1 protein-coding gene is annotated in these 20761 nt (G+C 71.8%); it reads left to right on the top strand.

Annotated elements, in window-relative coordinates:
- The first annotated feature begins 5 nt into the window (after positions 1–5).
- Positions 6–20756: a type I polyketide synthase gene (locus tag J8N05_RS47585; RefSeq protein ID WP_247706528.1), complete on the top strand. Its 20751-nt coding sequence runs from the start codon at positions 6–8 to the stop codon at positions 20754–20756.
- The last annotated feature ends 5 nt before the right edge of the window (positions 20757–20761 follow it).

Below are 20761 nucleotides of genomic sequence, written 5' to 3'. Positions count from 1 at the left end.
GTCCGATGGCGAACGACGAGAAACTGCGCGGCTACCTCAAGCGCGCCACGACCGAACTGCAGCAGACCCGGCGGCGCCTGCGCGACATGGAGGACCGGGAGCGCGAGCCGATCGCGATCATCGGGATGGCGTGCCGTTATCCGGGTGGGGTGGCTTCTCCCGAGGATCTGTGGCGGGTGGTGGCCGGTGGGGTGGACGTGGTGTCGGAGTTCCCGTCGGACCGTGGCTGGGATGTCGCGGAGTTGTTCGATCCGACGGGTGAGCGGCCGAACACCAGTTATGTGAACTCCGGTGGTTTTCTGCATGACGCGGCCGGTTTTGACGCGGAGTTCTTCGGGATCAGTCCGAACGAGGCGTTGACGATGGATCCGCAGCAGCGGTTGCTGCTGGAGACGTCGTGGGAGGCGCTGGAACGCGCCGGCATCGACCCCGGCTCCTTGGCGGGAAGCGCGACCGGAGTGTTCGCCGGCCTCGTCTACCACGACTATGTGGCCAACACGAACACCGGCGCCATCGCCTCGGGACGGGTGTCGTACGCACTGGGCCTGGAGGGCCCGGCGGTCACCGTCGACACGGCCTGCTCCTCCTCGCTCGTCGCGCTGCATCTCGCGGCGCAGTCGCTCCGCTCGGGCGAATGCTCCCTGGCACTCGCGGGCGGCGCCGCGGTCATGGCCACCCCGGAGACCTTCGTCGAGTTCAGCCAGCAGCGTGGTTTGTCGCGTGATGGTCGGTGTCGGTCGTATGCGGCTGCGGCGGATGGTACGGGGTGGGGTGAGGGTGTCGGGGTGTTGTTGGTGGAGCGGTTGTCGGATGCTCGGCGCCGTGGTCATCCGGTGTTGGCGGTGGTGCGTGGTTCGGCGGTGAATCAGGATGGTGCGTCGAACGGGTTGACGGCTCCGAACGGTCCGTCGCAGCAGCGGGTCATCGTGCAGGCGTTGGCGAGTGCGCAGGTGTCGTCGGGCCAGGTGGATGTGGTCGAGGGGCATGGTACGGGGACGACGCTGGGGGATCCGATCGAGGCGCAGGCGTTGCTGGCGACGTATGGGCAGGACCGTCCGCAGGACAGCCCGTTGTGGTTGGGGTCGGTGAAGTCGAACATCGGGCATGCGCAGGCGGCGGCGGGTGTCGCGGGGATCATCAAGATGGTCAAGGCGATGGAGCACGGTGTGCTGCCGCGTACGTTGCATGTGGACGCGCCTTCTCCGCAGGTGGACTGGTCGGCGGGGCGGGTGGAGTTGCTGACGGAGGCGCGGGAGTGGCCGGAGGTGGAGGGTCGTCCGCGGCGGGCGGGGATCTCCTCGTTCGGGATCAGCGGCACCAACGCGCACGTCATCATCGAAGCGGCCGAGCCCACCTCACCAGCCGAAGAGGCCGGGACCGATCCCGGATCGGACGACGACGCGCAGGCCGTACGGACCTCGGTCGTGCCGTGGGTGCTGTCCGCCCGCAGCCGTGAGGGGCTGGCCGCACAGGCCGTACGCCTGCTCGCCTTCGCCGAGGAGCGGCCGGAGCTGAACCCGGCGGACGTCGGCTTCTCCCTGGCGACATCGCGGGCCGCACTCGAACACCGCGCCGCCGTCGTCGGCCACGAGCGAGAGGACCTGCTCCGAGGGCTCGCCGCACTGGCGTCCGACGAGTCCGACACCGGCGTCGCACGAGGCTCCGTCCGCAGCACGCCTGCTGCGACGGCGTTCCTGTTCTCGGGGCAGGGGGCGCAACGGGTCGGTATGGGCCGGGAGTTGTACGAGTCGTTCCCGGTGTTCGCGGCGGCGTTCGACGAGGTGTGTGCTGCCCTTGACCTCCATCTGGATCGGTCGCTGCGTGAGGTGATCTGGTCGCATGCCGATCTGCTGGATCGGACGGTGTTCACGCAGGCGGGGTTGTTCGCGGTCGAGGTGGCGCTGTTCCGGCTGCTGGAGTCGTGGGGTGTACGTCCTGATTTCCTGGCGGGTCATTCGATCGGTGAGTTGGCGGCGGCGCATGTAGCGGGGGTGTTTTCGCTCGGGGATGCGGCGCGGTTGGTGGCTGCGCGGGGTCGGTTGATGCAGGCGTTGCCGTCGGGTGGGGCGATGGTTGCTGTCCAGGCTTCCGAGGACGAGGTCGCTCCGCTGCTGGATGGCGCGGAGGTGGCGATCGCGGCGGTGAACGGTCCGACGTCGGTGGTGGTGTCCGGTGCCGAGGCTCAAGTCGCGGCGATGGAAGCTCACTTCAGTGCGTTGGGGCGTAAGGCGAGTCGTCTGCGGGTCTCGCACGCCTTCCACTCCCCGCTCATGGACCCGATGCTCGACGCCTTCCGTGAGGTGGCCGAGAGCGTCACGTACAGCCCGCCCGGCATCCCGATCGTCTCCAATGTGACCGGCGGTCCGGCGGAAGACCTCGACTCGGCCGACTACTGGGTCCGGCACGTGCGCGAGGCGGTGCGGTTCGCCGACGGTGTGACCCACCTGCGCTCTGCCGGCGTGACCCGCTTCGTGGAACTGGGCCCCGACGGCGTGCTGGCCGCGATGACCCGTAACTGCCTGGACGAACCGCCCGCCGCGACCCTCGTCGTCCCCGCCTTGCGGGGGAGCGAGGCCGAGGTCGCCACGCTGTTCACCGCCGTCGCACAGCTCCACGTGAACGGTGCCGGGCCGGACTGGCACGCGGTCTTCACCGCAACCGCAACCGCAACCGGATCCGGAACCGGAATCGGCACGGGAACGGGAACCGGACGCGGCCCACGGCACGTGGACCTGCCCACGTACGCGTTCCAGCACCGGCGTTACTGGCTGGAGGCATCCGGCGAGACCGTCGATGTGGCCTCCGCCGGCCTGGACCGCACGGGCCACCCGCTGCTCGGCGCGACGATCGCCCTGGCCGACTCCGGCAAGGTGGTGCTCACCGGCCGGCTGTCGGTGGGCTCCCAGCCGTGGCTCGCCGACCATGTCGTCGGCGGTGTCGTGCTCTTCCCCGGAACGGGCTTCGTCGAGCTGGCGATCCGCGCCGGTGACCAGGTCGGCTGCGGACGTATCGAAGAGCTGACCCTCCGGACACCGCTCGCCCTGCCGCAGCGCGGCGGCGTCCAGGTACAGGTCGTGGTGGGAGAGGCGGACGCCCTGGGGGCCCGCCGGGTCAGCGTCCACTCCCGCGACGAAGGCATGTCGGTGTGGACGCAGCACGCCGCCGGAACGCTGACGCCCGGCGCGCACGACGGCCGCGACCTGGAGCAGTGGCCGCCCCTGGGTGCCACCCCCGTCGAGCTGGACGGATTCTACGGCGGACTTGTGGAATCCGGTCTGGAGTACGGGCCGGTGTTCCGCGGGTTGAGGGCGGCGTGGCGGCGTGGTGAGGAGGTGTTCGCGGAGGTTGCTCTTCCTGAGCAGGTGGAGGGGGACGGGTTCGGGTTGCATCCGGCGTTGCTGGACGCGGGTCTGCATGCGGTGGCGTTGAGTGGTGCGGTCGGTGACGGGGTGGTGCTGCCGTTCGCGTGGTCGGGCGTCGAACTGTTCGCCTCCGGCGCCGGAGCGCTGCGCGTCCGCGTCGTCCCGTCGGACAGCGGAGCGGTCTCTCTCCAGGTCGCGGACGCCTCGGGACGCGCCGTGGCCACGGTGGAGTCGCTGGCGCTGCGGGAGATCTCCGCCGACCAGCTCTCGGCCGCCCGGTCGGTGTTCCACGAGTCGCTGTTCCGCGTGGACTGGTCGCCGGTTCCGGCAGCGCTCTCCGATGCCGCGGCACGCTCCGAAGCCGCGAACGGCTGGGCCGTGTGGGACGACCTGGGACCCGACGACGAGGTCCCCGCGGTTGTGGTGCTGCCGTCCCCCGCCGGCACGGACCCCGCCTCCGTCCGGTCGGCCGTGCACCGGGTTCTGGACGCCGTACGGTCCTGGCAGGCCGAAGAACGGTTCGCCGACGCGACGCTGATCGTGGCCACGCGTGGTGCGGTGTCCTCGAAGGGCGAGGACGTCACGGATCTCGCGGGTGCGGCGGTGTGGGGTCTGGTGCGGTCGGCGCAGTCGGAGAATCCCGGCCGGTTCGTGCTGGCCGACCTCGACGCGGACACCGGCCCGGCCGAGGCGGTGGCGGCAGCCGCCCTCGGCGAGCCGCAGGTGGCGATCCGCGACGGCGTCGTGCACGTGTCCCGCCTGGCCCGCGTCGCCGTTGAGGTGGGGGAGGCGCACGAGGAGCCGGCCTCACTGTTCTCCCATGCCGACGACGGCCCCGGCCCCGGCACCGATCCCGATGCCGGTGTCAGCGCCGGGGCGGTGCTGGTGACGGGTGCGTTCGGTGCGCTGGGCAGCCTCGTGGCGCGGCACCTCGTGGTCGAGCACGGTGTGCGGCGTCTCGTCCTGGTCGGACGTCGGGGAGCGCAGGCCCCCGGAGCCCCGGAGCTGTGCGCGGAACTGACCGGACTCGGCGCCGAGGTCGAGGCCGTGGCCTGTGACGTCGCCGATCGGGACGCGGTGGCGGAACTGGTCGCGGACCGCGAGCTGTCGGGTGTGGTGCATGTCGCGGGCGTACTGGACGACGGGGTGATCTCGTCGTTGACGCCGGAGCGGGTGGACGCGGTGCTGCGCCCGAAGGTGGACGCGGCCTGGCATCTGCACGAGCTGACCCGGCACCTGGATCTGTCGGCGTTCGTGCTGTTCTCGTCGGCCGCCGGTGTGCTGGGGACATCGGGCCAGGGGAGTTACGCGGCGGCCAACGCGTATCTGGACGGCCTGGCGGAACATCGCCGTGCGGGTGGACTGCCGGGTCTGTCACTGGCGTGGGGACCGTGGTCGGCGGGTGTGGGTGGCATGGCGGGAGGGCTCGCCGGTTCCGATGCCCAGCGGATGGCCCGGTCCGGCGTGGAAGGGCTCTCCGCCGACCAGGGCCTCGCGCTCCTGGACACCGCGGTCGCGCTCGGCACGGCCGCGCTGGTCCCCATCCGCCTCGATCCCAGGGTGCTGGCCGCCGCCGGGACCGGCGAGGTGCCCCGTCTGTTCCAGGGGCTCGTACCGAGGATCCGGCGCTCGGCCACGGGCGCCCGCGCGGACACGGGTTCCCTGCGCAGGCAGTTGGCGGCCCGGCCCGAGTCGGAGTGGCACGACGTCCTGCTCGGCATGGTCCGTACCCAGGCGGCCGTCGTCCTCGGGCACACCGGTCCGGCGGCGATCGACCCCGAGCGCGCGTTCCGCGACCTCGGCGTGGACTCGCTGTCGGCGGTCGAACTGCGCAACGGACTGGGGGAGGCGACCGGCCTGCGGCTGCCCGCGACGCTGGTCTTCGACTACCCGACACCGGACGTGCTCGCCCGGTATCTGCTGAGCGAGGTGTCCGGCTCCGTCGACGACGGCCTCGGCGCCGTCGCGTCCGTCGCCGCCGACGCCGAGCCGATCGCGATCATCGGGATGGCGTGCCGTTATCCGGGTGGGGTGGCTTCTCCCGAGGATCTGTGGCGGGTGGTGGCCGGTGGGGTGGACGTGGTGTCGGAGTTCCCGTCGGACCGTGGCTGGGATGTCGCGGAGTTGTTCGATCCGACGGGTGAGCGGCCGAACACCAGTTATGTGAACTCCGGTGGTTTTCTGTATGACGCGGCCGGTTTTGACGCGGAGTTCTTCGGGATCAGTCCGAACGAGGCGTTGACGATGGATCCGCAGCAGCGGTTGCTGCTGGAGACGTCGTGGGAGGCGCTGGAACGCGCCGGCATCGACCCCGCCGCACTGCGCGGCAGCGCGACCGGAGTGTTCGCCGGAATGATGTACCACGACTACGCGGCGAACAGCAGCACGGGCGCGATCGCCTCCGGCCGGGTGGCCTACACCTTCGGCTTCGAGGGCCCGGCGGTCACCGTCGACACCGCGTGCTCGTCCTCACTGGTGGCACTCCACTGGGCCGCCCAGGCCCTCCGCTCGGGGGAGTGCACGCTGGCACTGGCCGGCGGCGTCGCGGTCATGGCCACCCCCGAAGCGTTCGTGGAGTTCAGCAAACAGCGCGGTCTCGCGGCCGACGGCCGGAGCAAATCGTTCGCCGCGTCCGCCGACGGCACCGGCTGGAGCGAGGGCGCGGGCATGCTCCTGGTGGAGCGGCTGTCGGACGCCCGCCGCAACGGTCACCCCGTCCTGGCGATCGTCCGGGGCACCGCCACCAACCAGGACGGCGCGTCGAACGGACTGACCGCGCCCAACGGCCCCTCGCAGCGCCGCGTGATCCGTCAGGCCCTCGCCAACGCGGGTCTCGGCACCGGCGATGTGGACGCGGTGGAGGCACACGGCACCGGCACCACGCTGGGCGACCCCATCGAGGCACAGGCCCTCCTCGCGACGTACGGCCAGGACCGTCCTGAAGAGCGCCCGCTGTGGCTCGGGTCCATCAAGTCGAACATGGGCCACACCCAGGCGGCGGCCGGTGTCGCGGGCATCATCAAGATGGTCAAGGCGATGGAGCACGGTGTCCTGCCGCGCACCCTGCACGTGGACGCACCGACCCCGGAAGTGGACTGGGCCTCGGGGGATGTCGAGTTGCTGACCGAGGCGCGCGAGTGGCCGCTGAACGGCCATCCGCGGCGGGCGGGGATCTCCTCGTTCGGGATCAGCGGCACCAACGCCCACGTCATCATCGAGCAGGTCCCGACGCCGACCGATCCGCCCTCGATCGAGGAGGCACCGGCAGACGCCCTCCCCTGGATGCTGTCGGGCCGGTCCGCCGAGGGACTGCGCGGCCAGGCCGGGAAGCTGAGGTCCTACCTCGCGGCTCACCCGGAAGTGGCCCCCGCCGACATCGCGTTCTCTCTGGCGACCTCCCGACCCGCCATGGAACACCGCGCGGTGATGCTCCCGGACGACCGAGAGGCGGCACTCGACGGCCTCGCGGCCATCGCCGCCGGGGAACTACGGCCAGGCGTGGTACGCGATACGGCGACGCCGGGTGCGACGGCGTTCCTGCTCTCGGGGCAGGGGGCGCAACGGGTCGGTATGGGGAGGGAGTTGTACGAGTCGTTCCCGGTGTTCGCGGCGGCGTTGGACGAGGTGTGTGCTGCTCTGGATCCGCTCTTGGACCGTTCGGTGCGTGAGGTGGTGTGGTCGGAGCCTGAGTTGCTCGGGCAGACGGTGTTCGCGCAGGCGGGGTTGTTCGCGGTCGAGGTGGCGTTGTTCCGGTTGCTGGAGTCGTGGGGTGTGCGGCCTGATTTCCTGGCGGGTCATTCGATCGGTGAGCTTGCCGCCGCGCATGTGGCGGGGGTGTTCTCGCTCGGCGACGCGGCGCGGTTGGTGGCTGCGCGGGGTCGGTTGATGCAGGCGTTGCCGTCGGGTGGGGCGATGGCCGCGATCCAGGCCACCGAGGGAGAAGTCGACCCGCTGCTGGTCGACGGGGAGGTGGCGATCGCGGCGGTCAACGGTCCGACGTCGGTCGTGGTGTCCGGTACGGAGTCCGAAGTCGTCCAGGTCGTCGCCCACTTCACCTCTCTCGGACGCAAGACGAACCGACTACGGGTCTCGCACGCCTTCCACTCCCCGCTCATGGACCCGATGCTCGACGCCTTCCGCGAAGTCGCGGAGAGCATCACCTACGGCAGTCCCGCGGTGCCGGTCGTCTCGAATGTCACGGGCGCGTGGGCGGAGGACCTGGGGTCTGCCGACTACTGGGTCGGGCACGTGCGTCAGGCCGTCCGCTTCGCCGACGGCGTCCGGACCCTGCACGACGAGGGTGTCACCCGCTTCGTGGAACTGGGCCCCGACGGCGTCCTGTCCGCGATGGTGGCGGCCGTGGTGGACGACGGTGTGCTGGTGGTGCCGACGCTGCGGCGGGAGCAGGACGAGTCAAGGACGCTGCTGACGGCGGCCGGCCGGCTGCACGCGGCCGGTGTACCTGTCGACCGGGCCAAGTTGTTCCACGGTCGTGGTGCCCGGCGGGTCGACCTCCCCACCTACGCCTTCCAGCGCGAGCCGTACTGGCTCGACGTGCGCAGCTACTGGCGCGAGGCGTGGGCCGGCTCGGCGATCGATGGCGGTGACCTCGCCTCCGCGGGGCTGGAGGCATCGGGCCACCCGCTGCTGGGGGCGGTCATCTCCTCGCCCGACTCGGACGGTGTCGTGCTGACGGGCCGGCTGTCGGTCCACGACCAGCCGTGGCTGCGCGATCACGAGGTGTTCGGCACCGTCGTGTTCCCGGGCAGCGGGCTCATGGAACTGGCGATCCGGGCCGGCGACCAGGTCGGCTGCGGAACGCTGGACGAGCTGACCCTGGAAGCACCTCTCGTGCTTCCGGCCGACGGATCGATCGCGGTACAGGTCGTGGTCGGGGACACGGACGGGTCGACGGACCGGGTCACGGGGCGTACGGTCGCCGTCCACTCACGCGCCGACATCGACGCGCCCTGGATCCGCCATGCCTCGGGGCATGTCTCAGATGGTCATGTGCCGGGCCACGTCTCGGGCCATGCGTCGGCGGCGGGTGCCGCACCGGCCTTCGCGCTTGAGCAGTGGCCGCCGACCGAGGCGACCGCGGTGGACGTCACCGGGCTGTACGACGACCTGGCGGAGGCGGGGCTGGAGTACGGGCCGGCCTTCCGGGGGCTGCGTGCGGTGTGGCGGCGCGGCGACGAGGTGTTCGCCGAGGTCGCGCTCCCCGACTCCGAGGCGGTGGACGGCTTCGGACTGCACCCGGCACTCCTGGACGCCGCCCTGCACGCGATCGCGGCGGGCGACGACGACCAGGGCACAGCTCTGCCGTTCGCCTGGTCGGGGGTGGAGCTGTTCGCCTCCGGCGCCACGTTGCTGCGCGCCCGGCTGACCCGGACCGGTACGGCGAGCGTGTCCCTCCAGCTCGCGGACCTGGCGGGCCGCCCGGTGGCGTCGGTGGACTCGCTGACGCTGCGCCAGACGTCCGCCGCCCAACTGGCCGCGGTCCGAGCCGCGTTCCATGAGTCGCTGTTCCATGTCGTCTGGTCCCCGCTCGATCCCCGGCCCGTCGCCGACCGGCCGTCCTGGGCGCACTGGGACACGTTGATCTCCGACGCCCCCGTACCCGCCCCCGTACCAGCCGTCGTCCTGCTGGAGCTTCCGCCCGGTGACGCGACCGCCGTACGCGCGAGTGTCGGACGCGCCCTCGACGTCGTGAAGTCGTGGCCGGCGGAGGAGCGGTTCGCCGACGCGACGTTGGTCGTCGCCACCCATGGCGCGGTCTCCTCGACGGGTGAGGATGTCATCGACCTCGCGGGTGCGGCGGTGTGGGGTCTGGTGCGGTCGGCGCAGTCGGAGAATCCCGGGCGGATCGTTCTGGTCGACCTCGACGCGGATGCCGGCCCTGCCGACGCGGTGGCGGCCGTTGCCCTGGGCGAGCCCCAACTGGTCATACGCGCGAGTGTCGTTCATGCTCCCCGGCTGGCGCGGGCGGCGGTGGAGGCTCGGGACGCTTCTCCGACGGTGTTCTCCAGTGACGGTGCTGTCCTGGTGACGGGTGCGTTCGGTGCGCTGGGTGGCGTGGTGGCACGGCACTTGGTGGTGGGGCACGGTGTGCGGCGTCTGGTGTTGGTGGGGCGTCGGGGATCACAGGCCCCCGGAGGCCCGGAGCTGTGCGCGGAACTGACCGGACTCGGCGCCGAGGTCGAGGCCGTGGCCTGTGACGTCGCCGATCGGGACGCGGTGGCGGAACTGGTCGCGGGCCGTGTGCTGTCGGGTGTGGTGCATGTCGCGGGCGTACTGGACGACGGGGTGATCTCGTCGTTGACGCCGGATCGGGTGGACGCGGTGCTGCGCCCGAAGGTGGACGCGGCCTGGCATCTGCACGAGCTGACCCGGGACATGGACCTCTCGGCGTTCGTCCTGTTCTCCTCGGCGGCCGGTGTACTCGGCTCGCCCGGCCAGGGCAACTACGCGGCGGCGAACGGGTTCCTGGACGCCCTGGCCGCACACCGCCGGGCGCACGGCCTGCCCGCCCAGTCGCTCGCCTGGGGACTGTGGAGCGGAGGGATGGCAGGACAGGTCGACGACGCCGACCTCCGCCGCCTCGCCCGTACCGGCCTGAAGGCCCTGTCCGCGGAACAAGGACTCGCACTCCTCGACACGGCCACCACGGTCGACGAGGCCGTGCTCGTCCCGATGAGCCTGGACCTCAAGGCACTCGGCGCCGCCGGCGGCGAAGTGCCGCATCTGCTGCGCGGTCTGGTCCGGCGCCCGGCACGCCGGATCGCCGGCGGCGGAACCGGCGGAACCGGCGGCACCTCGGACCTCGGACGGCAGCTGGCCGGCCTGTCCGACAACGAGCGGGAGGCCCTGCTGCTGGAGATCGTGCGCGGCAGCGCCGCGGCCGTCCTCGGGCATCCGGGTCCCTCGGCGATCGATCCCGCCCGCGCCTTCGGCGAACTCGGCTTCGACTCACTGTCGGCGGTGGAGTTCCGCAACGCGCTCAACGAGGCGACCGGACTGCGCCTGTCGCCCACGCTTGTCTTCGACTACCCGACGCCGATCGTCCTCGCCCGCCACCTCCAGGACGCGCTGACGGGCAACGTCGAGGACATCCCGCTTCAGGTCGTCGCCCGGGACGACGAGCCGATCGCGATCGTAGGGATGGCCTGCCGTTTCCCGGGCGGTGTCGCGTCGCCGGACGACCTGTGGCGCTTGGTGGCCGGCGGCGTGGACGCGGTGTCCGGGTTCCCCCGGGACCGCGGCTGGGACCTCGGACGCCTCTACGACCCCGAGGGCGTCCGCCAGGACACCAGTTACGTCGACGCCGGCGGGTTCCTGCACGAAGCGGCCGAGTTCGACGCGGCCTTCTTCGGGATCTCGCCGCGTGAGGCCCTGGCAATGGACCCCCAGCAGCGGCTGCTGCTGGAGACGTCGTGGGAAGCCCTGGAACGGGCCGGGATCGACCCCTCGTCCCTGAGCGGAAGCCGGACGGGTGTGTTCGCCGGGGCGATGTACCACGACTACGCGTCGAGCAGTAACACCGGCTCGGTCGCGTCGGGCCGTATCTCGTACACGCTCGGCCTGGAGGGCCCGGCGGTCACCGTCGACACCGCGTGCTCGTCGTCGCTGGTGGCCCTGCACCTCGCGATACAGGCACTCCGCTCGGGCGAATGCTCCTTGGCGCTCGCGGGCGGTGTCGCGGTGATGGCGACCCCCGAGACCTTCGTCGAGTTCAGTCGACAGCGGGGTCTTGCGCGCGACGGGCGGGCGAAGTCGTTCGCCGCCGGAGCCGACGGGACGTCCTGGGGCGAGGGCGCGGGCATGCTGCTGGTGGAGCGGCTGTCGGACGCGCGGGCCAACGGTCACCCGGTCCTGGCGGTGGTGCGGGGTACGGCGGTCAACCAGGACGGTGCTTCGAATGGGCTGACGGCGCCGAACGGGCCGTCCCAACAGCGCGTCATCCGGCAGGCGTTGGCCACAGCAGGCCTGAGTGCCGCGGACGTGGACGCGGTGGAGGCGCACGGTACGGGCACGACACTGGGCGATCCGATCGAGGCGCAGGCGTTGCTGGCCACGTATGGGCAGGATCGTCCGGAGGGCAGTCCGTTGTGGCTGGGGTCGATCAAGTCGAACATCGGTCATACGCAGGCGGCGGCCGGTGTGGCGGGCATCATCAAGATGGTCAAGGCCATGGACCACGGCGTCCTGCCCCGGACCCTGCACGTGGACGAGCCGACCCCTCACGTGGACTGGACCGTGGGCGAGGTCGAGCTGCTGACGGAGGCGCGCGAGTGGCCGGAGGCGGAGGGTCGTCCGCGGCGGGCGGGGATCTCCTCGTTCGGGATCAGCGGCACCAACGCCCACGTCATCATCGAAGCGGCACCGGCACCGGCACCGGCACCGGCACCGGCACCGGCACCGGCACCGGCTCGTGTTCCGGTTCCGGTTTCGGCTCCGGCCGAGGGCGACGAACGGCCGACCGGGACGGCGCCGGTGGCCTGGCCGCTCTCCGGACGCGACCGGGACGGGACGACGGCCCAGGCCGCCCGGCTGCTCCAATTCCTTCAGGAACAACCGGAACTGGACCCGGTCGACGTGGGCTTCTCCCTGGCCACCTCACGAGCCGCGCTGGAACACCGCGCCGTGGTGGTCGGCGAGGACCACGCCGAACTCCTCGCCGGACTCGCCAGGCTGGCCACAGGCGACCACAACCACGCCGGCCAGGGCCGAACGGAGGGCGCGACGGCGTTTCTCTTCTCGGGGCAGGGGGCGCAACGGGTCGGTATGGGGCGGCAGTTGTACGCGTCGTTCCCAGTGTTCTCGGCGGCGCTGGACGAGGTGTGTGCCGCTCTGGATCCGCACCTGGACCGTTCGGTGCGCGAGGTGATGTGGTCCGAGCCGGAACTGCTCGGGCAGACGGTGTTCACGCAGGCGGGGCTGTTCGCCGTCGAGGTGGCGCTGTTCCGGCTGCTCGAAGCATGGGGTGTACGTCCTGACTTCCTGGCGGGTCATTCGATCGGTGAGCTTTCCGCTGCACACGTGGCCGGGGTGTTCTCGCTCGGCGATGCGGCGCGGTTGGTGGCTGCGCGGGGTCGGTTGATGCAGGCGTTGCCCCCGGGTGGGGCGATGGCGGCCATCCAGGCTTCCGAGGACGAGGTCGCCCCGTTGCTGGATGGCGCGGAGGTGGCGATCGCGGCGGTCAACGGTCCGACGTCGGTCGTGGTGTCCGGTGCCGAGGCTCAAGTCAGCACGGTGGAGGCCCACTTCAGTGCGCTGGGGCGTAAGACGAATCGTCTGCGGGTCTCGCACGCCTTCCACTCCCCGCTCATGGACCCGATGCTCGACGCCTTCCGCGAAGTCGCCGAGAGCGTCACGTACAGCGTGCCCGCCATCCCGATCGTCTCCAACGTGACGGGCGGTCCGGCGGAAGGCCTCGACTCGGCCGACTACTGGGTCCGGCACGTCCGCGAGGCGGTCCGGTTCGCCGACGGTGTGACCCACCTGCGCTCTGCCGGCGTGACCCGCTTCGTCGAACTGGGCCCCGACGCCGTCCTCGCCGCGATGGCCCAGCACTGCCTGGACGACGAACTGTCCGTACCTCTCGCGTTCGTGCCGGTGTCGCGTACGAACCAGCCCGAGCCGATCGCCCTGCTCACGGCGCTCGGACAGCTCCACAGCGCGGGAGCCGTTGTCGACTGGCATGCGATGTTCGCCGGGCGGGGCGCTCGGCTGGTCGAACTGCCCACCTATGCCTTCCAGCGGGACCGGTACTGGCTGGTGGACGCCCCGGCGGGCGACGGCCCCGCTGCCGTGGGGCTCGGTCCCGCCGAGCATCCGCTGCTCGGCGCCGTGGTCGGCCTCCCCGGCTCCGACGGTGTGGCGCTGACCGGCAGGCTGTCGGCCGGGGACCAGCCGTGGCTGGCCGACCACGAGGTGTTCGGTTCGGTACTGCTGCCGGGTACCGCCTTCGTGGAACTGGCCGTACGGGCCGGGGACCAGGTCGGCTGCGACGTACTGGAGCAACTCACCCTGGAAGCACCGCTCGTCCTGCCCGAGCACGGAGTCGCGCTCCATGTGGCCGTGGGCGAGCCCGACGAGCTGGGACGCCGCACGGTGAGCGTTCACTCCCGGCACGACGACGGCAACAGCACCACCACCGGCCAGGAAGTATGGACCCGGCACGCCGAAGGCATGTTGGCCCCGGGCACCGGACAGCGGCCTTCCGACGATCCGGACCACCGGACGCCGGTGATTCCCGAGCAGTGGCCGCCCGCCGGGGCGACCCCGATCGACCTGGACGGCGTGTACGACCGTCTCGCCGAGCGGGGCTTCGGGTACGGGCCGACGTTCTGCGGGCTGCGCGCAGCATGGCGGGCCGGGGACGACCTGTACGCCGAGGTCGCGTTGCCGGAGGACGAGCGCGCCGAGGCAGGCGCGTACGGGATCCATCCGGCGCTGCTCGACGCCGCCCTGCACGTCATCCTGCTCGACGACGGCGAGGAGGCCCTTCTCCCGTTCGAGTGGAGCGGAGTGAACCTGCATGCGGCGGGTGCCCCGGTGCTCCATGTCAGGGTGTCGCCGCTGGGCGGCACCGCGATGGAACTAACGGCCACCGACGAGACGGGACAGCTCGTGCTCACCGTGGAGTCGCTCGTCTCGCGGCCCATGTCGCCCGAGCAGCTGACCGCGCGGGGCGGCCAGGACGGCTCGCTCTTCACCGTGGCCTGGACTCCCGCGCCCGACATGACCGTGCGGCCCGACATGCGGGCGGCGGTACTGGGCTTCGACCGCTGCGGTCTGGACGACACCGTGCCCGCGTTCGCGGACCTGGCCCAGCTGGCCGAGGTCGGCTGCCCCGAAGCCGTGGTGTGGGCGTGCCCGTCCGGGGACGGCGACGGGGCTGGTGACGTCGACGTCCCCGCGGGCGTCCGGACCGTGACGCATCAGGTGCTGGACGTCGTGCAGGGATGGCTGGCCGACGAGCGGTTCGCCGCGTCCCGCCTCGTGGTGGTCACCCACGGGGCCACGACGGCGGGCGACGCCGGACAACTTGCGCAGGCGCCCGCTTGGGGCCTGGTCCGGGCCGCCCAGGCGGAGAACCCCGGCCGGTTCGTCCTGGTGGACCTGGACGGCGGGCCCGTGCCGTCCACCGCCCTGACCGCCGTGGCCGCCTCGGGTGAACCCGAGGCGGCGATCCGCGCCGGAGAGATCCACGTGCCGCGACTGGTCGGGGTGGAGCCGGTGGTGTCGTCGGTGTGGGGTGGTTCGGGGTCGGTGTTGGTGACGGGTGCGTTCGGTGCGTTGGGCAGCCTCGTGGCGCGGCACTTGGTGGTCGAGCACGGGGTTCGTCGTCTCGTCCTGGTGGGTCGTCGGGGAGCGCAGGCTCCTGGAGCCCGGGAGCTGTGTGCGGAACTGACCGGGCTCGGCGCTGAGGTCGAGGCGGTGGCGTGTGATGTTGCCGATCGGGGTGCGGTGGCGGCGTTGGTTGCGGGTCGTGTGTTGTCGGGTGTGGTGCATGCGGCGGGTGTGGTGGACAACGGGTTGGTGGGTTCGTTGTCTGTGGGTCGGGTGGATGGGGTGTTGGGTGCGAAGGCTGATGGGGCTTGGTTTTTGCATGAGTTGACGCGGGACATGGAGTTGTCGGCGTTTGTGTTGTTCTCGTCGGTGGGTGGGTCGTTGCTGGCGGCGGGGCAGGGTGGTTATGCGGCGGCGAATGTGTTTTTGGATGCGTTGGCTGCGTATCGGCGTGGTGAGGGGTTGGTGGGGACGTCGTTGGCGTTCGGCCTCTGGGACGTCGACACGGGGATGGCCGGTGACCTCACCGAAGCGGACGCCGACCGGCTGCGCCGCCTGGGAATGCCCGCGATACCGGCCGACGCGGCGCTCGCCCTGTTCGATGCCGCAGTGTCCGCGAAGGACGCGGCGGTCGTCCCGGTGCACCTGGACCGAGCCGTACTGCGGGCCCGGGGCGACGATGTTCCTGCCCTGCTGCGCGGCCTGACCGGCGGCACCCGCCGTGCCGTCCGCGCCGTCCGCGCCCGGGCCGAGGCGCCGGGAAGCCGGGAGCTGCCCCGGCGGCTCACCGGACTTGACCGGGCCGAACGCCTCGCCCTCCTGGTGGAGTTGGTGCAGACCCAGGTGGCGGCGGTGCTCGGTCATGCCTCGCCGAAGGCCGTGGAGGCGGATCGGGCCTTCAAGGAGTTGGGCTTCGATTCGCTGTCGGCGGTGGAGTTGCGGAACGGGTTGCGGGCCGAGACGGGTCTGGCGCTTCCGGCGACGCTGGTCTTCGACCATCCGACGGCGCGAGCTGTGGCGACCTACCTCGACGCCGAGCTGTGGGGTGAGAGGGGCGGTGTCGCGGCGGGCTCGGCCGCGGAGATCCCGGTCGTCGTGCCGGTGGACGACGATCCGGTGGTGATCGTGGGGATGGCGTGCCGTTATCCGGGTGGGGTGGCGTCGCCCGACGATCTGTGGCGGCTGGTGGCGGACGGTGTCGACGCGGTGTCGGCGTTTCCGGTGGACCGGGGCTGGGACGTCGAGGGTATTTATCATCCCGAGCCGGGGAAACCGGGCAAGACCGTGGCGCGGGAGGGTGGATTCCTTTACGACGCTGCGGAGTTCGATGCTGATTTCTTCGCCATTTCGCCGAGGGAGGCGGCGGACACCGATCCGCAGCAGCGGTTGCTGTTGGAGGCGTCCTGGGAGGCGTTCGAGCGGGCGGGGATCGATCCGCACACCATGCGCGGCAGCCGGACCGGGGTCTTCACCGGACTCATGTACCACGACTACGCGCTGGACGTGGATGCCGCCAGTACCAACGGAGGGAGCCTCGCCTCCGGCCGGGTCTCCTACGTGTTCGGCCTGGAAGGGCCGGCGGTGAGCATCGACACCGCGTGCTCGTCCTCGCTGGTGGCCCTGCACCTGGCCGCACAGGCACTGCGCTCAGGCGAATGCTCCCTGGCACTGGCCGGCGGCGTGACGGTGATGGCCACGCCCGGCATGTTCGTGGAGTTCAACCGGCAACGGGGCCTCGCCGCGGACGGCCGCAGCAAGTCGTTCTCGGCGTCCGCGGACGGCACCGGCTGGGCCGAAGGTGTCGGCATGCTCCTCGTGGAGCGGTTGTCGGACGCCCGGCGCAACGGCCATCCGGTGCTGGCGGTGGTGCGGGGCTCCGCCGTGAACCAGGACGGCGCCTCCAATGGCCTGACCGCGCCCAACGGGCCGTCCCAACAGCGCGTGATCCGGCAGGCCCTCGCCAACGCCCGCCTGTCGTCCGACCAGGTCGACGCCGTGGAAGCACACGGTACGGGGACGACGCTCGGCGACCCGATCGAGGCGCAGGCCCTCCTGGCGACGTACGGGCAGGACCGTCCGCAGGACAGCCCGCTGTGGCTGGGATCCATCAAATCGAACATGGGACACGCGCAGGCCGCGGCCGGAGTCGCCGGAATCATCAAGATGGTCCAGGCGATGCGGCACGGCGTCCTGCCCCGAACGCTGCACGTGGATGAGCCGACCCCGCACGTCGACTGGTCGGCCGGACGGGTGGAGCTGCTGACCGAGGCCCGTGAATGGCCACGGAACGGTCATCCGCGACGGGCGGGGATTTCCTCGTTCGGCATCAGCGGAACCAACGCGCACGTCATCGTGGAGCAGGCTCCGGACGCCCGGGCCTCGGATACCCAGAGCCTGAATGTCCAGTCCCCGGACGCCACTTGGTCCGAGCCGACCGACTCCGGTGGCCTTATGGCCGTCGAAACCGAGTTCGATGGCCTTACGGCCGTCGAAACCGAATCCGGTGAACCCGCGCCCGTCGGCGCCGAGTTCGGTGAAGTCGTACCCGTACCCGTACCCGTACCCGTCCCCATGCCCGGCCCTGTGCCATGGGTGCTCTCCGGCAAGTCCGCCGAGGGGCTGCGCGGCCAGGCGGAACGGCTGGCCGCGTTCGTCCGGGCCGGGACGGACCTGTCCGCGGTCGACGTGGGGTACTCGCTGGCGACCTCCCGGTCGGTGTTCGACCACCGCGCGGTGGTGTCGACCGAGGACCGTGACGCGGGCCTGGCCGCTCTGGACGCGCTCGCCACCGACACCGCGGACGGGAACCTCGTACGGGGCGTGGCCGCGGGAGACGACCGGCCGCCGGTGTTCGTCTTCCCCGGGCAGGGTTCGCAGTGGGTGGGTATGGCGGTCGAGCTTCTGGATTCCTCGCCGGTGTTCGCTGCTCGGATGGAGGAGTGTGCCGGGGCGTTGGGGGCGTTCGTGGAGTGGGATCTGTTGGGGGTTCTGCGGGGTGATGGTGGGTTGTTGGAGCGGGTGGATGTGGTTCAGCCGGTTTTGTGGGCGGTGATGGTGTCGTTGGCTGAGGTGTGGCGTGGTTTCGGGGTGGAGCCGGCTGCTGTGGTGGGTCATTCGCAGGGTGAGATCGCGGCTGCGTGTGTGGCGGGTGCGTTGTCTTTGGAGGACGGTGCTCGTGTGGTGGCGGTTCGGAGCCGGATCATCGCGGAGGACCTGGCCGGGCAGGGCGGCATGCTGTCGGTGGGCCTGTCCGCCCAAGCCGTCGGCGAGGTGCTGGCCGGGTGGGAGGGCCGTGTGGAACTGGCTGTGGTGAACGGTCCCGCGTCGGTGGTTGTGTCCGGTGAGGTGGGTGCGTTGAGGGAGCTCAGGGCGACGTTGGAGGGGCAGGGTGTGCGGGTTCGGCTCATCCCTGTCGATTACGCCTCGCACTCGATGTTCGTCGAGGGGCTTCGCGACCGGATCCTGGCCGAGTTGGAGGGTCTGTCGCCGCGTTCGTCGAGGGTGGCGTTCTGTTCGACCGTGACGGGTGGGCTGCTCGACACGGTCGCCCTCGATGCCGGGTATTGGTATGCCAACCTGCGGCAGACCGTCCGTTTCGAGCAGGCCACGCGTGCCCTGCTGGACGATGGTTTCACCGCGTTCGTGGAGTCCAGTCCCCATCCCGGTCTGCTGGTCGGCCTGGGCGAGACCATGGAGGCCCACGGCACCGCCGCCGTGACCGTCGGAACGCTCCGCCGGGGCGAGGGCGGTGCGCGACGGCTCCTCGCCTCGGTCGCCGAGGCATGGGCGGGCGGGGTGCACGTCGACTGGAGCGCCGCCTTCGAAGGGCTCCGGACCCGACGCGTCGAACTGCCCACCTACGCCTTCCAACGCCGCCGGCACTGGACCGACGCCATCGCCGCCGCCCCGGGGGCCGACCCCGCCGACGCCGCGTTCTGGGACGCGGTGGAACGCGAGGACCTGTCCTCCCTGGCGGACCGTCTCGACCTCGCCCCCGAAGCACTGGGGGACATCGTCCCCGCCCTGTCCACCTGGCGGCGACGGCACCGCGAGGACGCCACCATGGACTCCTGGCGCTACCGGATCGTGTGGAAGCCGCAGGCCGAGCGGCCCGGCACCCCGCTCACCGGTACCTGGCTCGTCGTGATCCCGTCCGGGCTCGCGGCCGGTACGGTCGCCGCGGTCACCGACGGGCTCGCGGGACAGGGCGCGCACGTCGTGTCGTTGCAGACCGACGGGGACGACCGGGCCGCGCTCGCCGAGCGGTTGCGTGCCGGGACGGCCGACGGCGGCGTGCTGTCGCTGCTCGCGTTCGACACCCGGCCGCACCCCGCCCATCCGACCCTCACCCGGGGGGCCGTCGCCACGATCGCGCTGGCGCAGGCACACGGTGACGCTGGGCTCACGGCCCCGCTGTGGTGCGTCACCCGGGGCGCCGTCGCCGTGGACGGCGCGGGCGAGTCGGCCGATCCGGCACAGGCGTCGCTCTGGGGCCTCGGCACGGTGCTCGGCCTGGAACGCCCCGACACCTGGGGCGGCATGATCGACCTTCCCGCAGACGCAGACGCAGACGCAGACGCAGACGCGGGTGGAGGCGCAGGCGCGGGTAGGGGCGCGGACACCGCCCCCGGCCCGGACGCCGCCGCCCCCGCCCCGGACACCCTCCGCCGCCTGTGCGCCGTTCTAGGTGGCGCGTACGGGGACCAGATCGCGATCCGCCCCGCCAGGACCGCGGCCCGCCGCATGGTGCGCGCCGCGCTCGGCGACACGCTCGCCGAACGGCGCTGGCGGCCGCGCGGGACGGTCCTGGTCACCGGCGGCACCGGCGGGATCGGCGCCCACGTGGCCCGATGGCTCGCGGGCAACGGCGCCGAGCACCTCGTCCTCACCAGCCGTCGCGGCCCGGCGGCCGACGGCGTCACGGAACTGACGGCCGAACTGACCGCACTGGGCGCCCGGGTGACCGTCGCGGCCTGCGACGTCGCCGACCGGGACGCCCTCGGCGCGCTGCTCGACTCCGTGCCGGGAGAGCTGACGGCGGTCATGCACGCCGCCGGTGTGCTCGGCATCGACGCGCCCCTGGAAGACCTCACACCGGCGGAGTTCGCCGCCGTCGGACGCGCCAAGACAGCCGGAGCGGCACACCTGGACGAACTGCTCGCCGACCGCCCGCTGGACGCCTTCGTGCTGTTCTCGTCCGGATCCGCCGCCTGGGGCGGCGCGGGCCAGTCCGCCTACGCCGCCGCCAACGCCTACCTGGACGCGCTCGCGCACCGGCGCCGCACCCGGGGACGTACCGCGACCGCCGTCGCCTGGGGAGCGTGGGACGCCGGGATGATCGACGCCGAGACCGGCGCCGCGACCCGGCGGATCGGACTGAACGCGATGGAGCCGCGGCTCGCGATCGCCGCGCTCCAGAAGGCGCTCGACCACGACGACGGCACCCTCGTGGTGGCCGACATCGACTGGACCCGCTTCGCCGGCGCCTACACCCTCGCGCGGCCCCGACCGCTGCTGGACGACCTCCCCGAGGTCCGTGCGGCCCTCGCGGGCGGCGAGGACGAGGAGGAGTCCGACGAGCCGGCGTTCGCGGCCGGGCTCGCCGCGATGACCGGCGCGGAACGCGGCCGGGCCCTGCTCGACCTGGTGCACACCCACGTGGCGGTGCTCCTCGGCTACGACGACAGCGCCGAACTCGACCCGTCACGCGCGTTCAAGGAACTCGGCTTCGACTCGGTGGCCGCCGTGGAACTACGGACCCGGCTGAGCGCGGCCCTGGGCCGGAAGCTGCCCGCCACGGTGGCCTTCGACCACGCCTCACCGGCGGCGCTCGCCACGTACCTGCAGTCCCTCATGCGTCCGGAGGGCGCCGTCGAGGTGCCCGTCACCGCGGAGCTGGACCGCCTGGAGGCGGCCGTCGCCGGGCTCCCGCCGGAGGAGATCGAACGCACCCGGCTCACCGAGCGGCTCCAGACACTGCTGGCGACGCTCAACGAATCCCTCGGCGCGCAGGACGGCACCGCCGTCGCCGACCGGCTGGAGAACGCGACGGCCGACGACATCTTCGACTTCATCGACAAAGACCTTGGCATGGCCTGACGGAG

It is taken from the genome of Streptomyces liliiviolaceus (assembly GCF_018070025.1).
GTDB classification, from domain to species: Bacteria; Actinomycetota; Actinomycetes; order Streptomycetales; family Streptomycetaceae; genus Streptomyces; species Streptomyces liliiviolaceus.
Note: the sequence above shows the minus strand (reverse complement) of the source record. Positions and strands in the feature narration are given on the sequence as shown.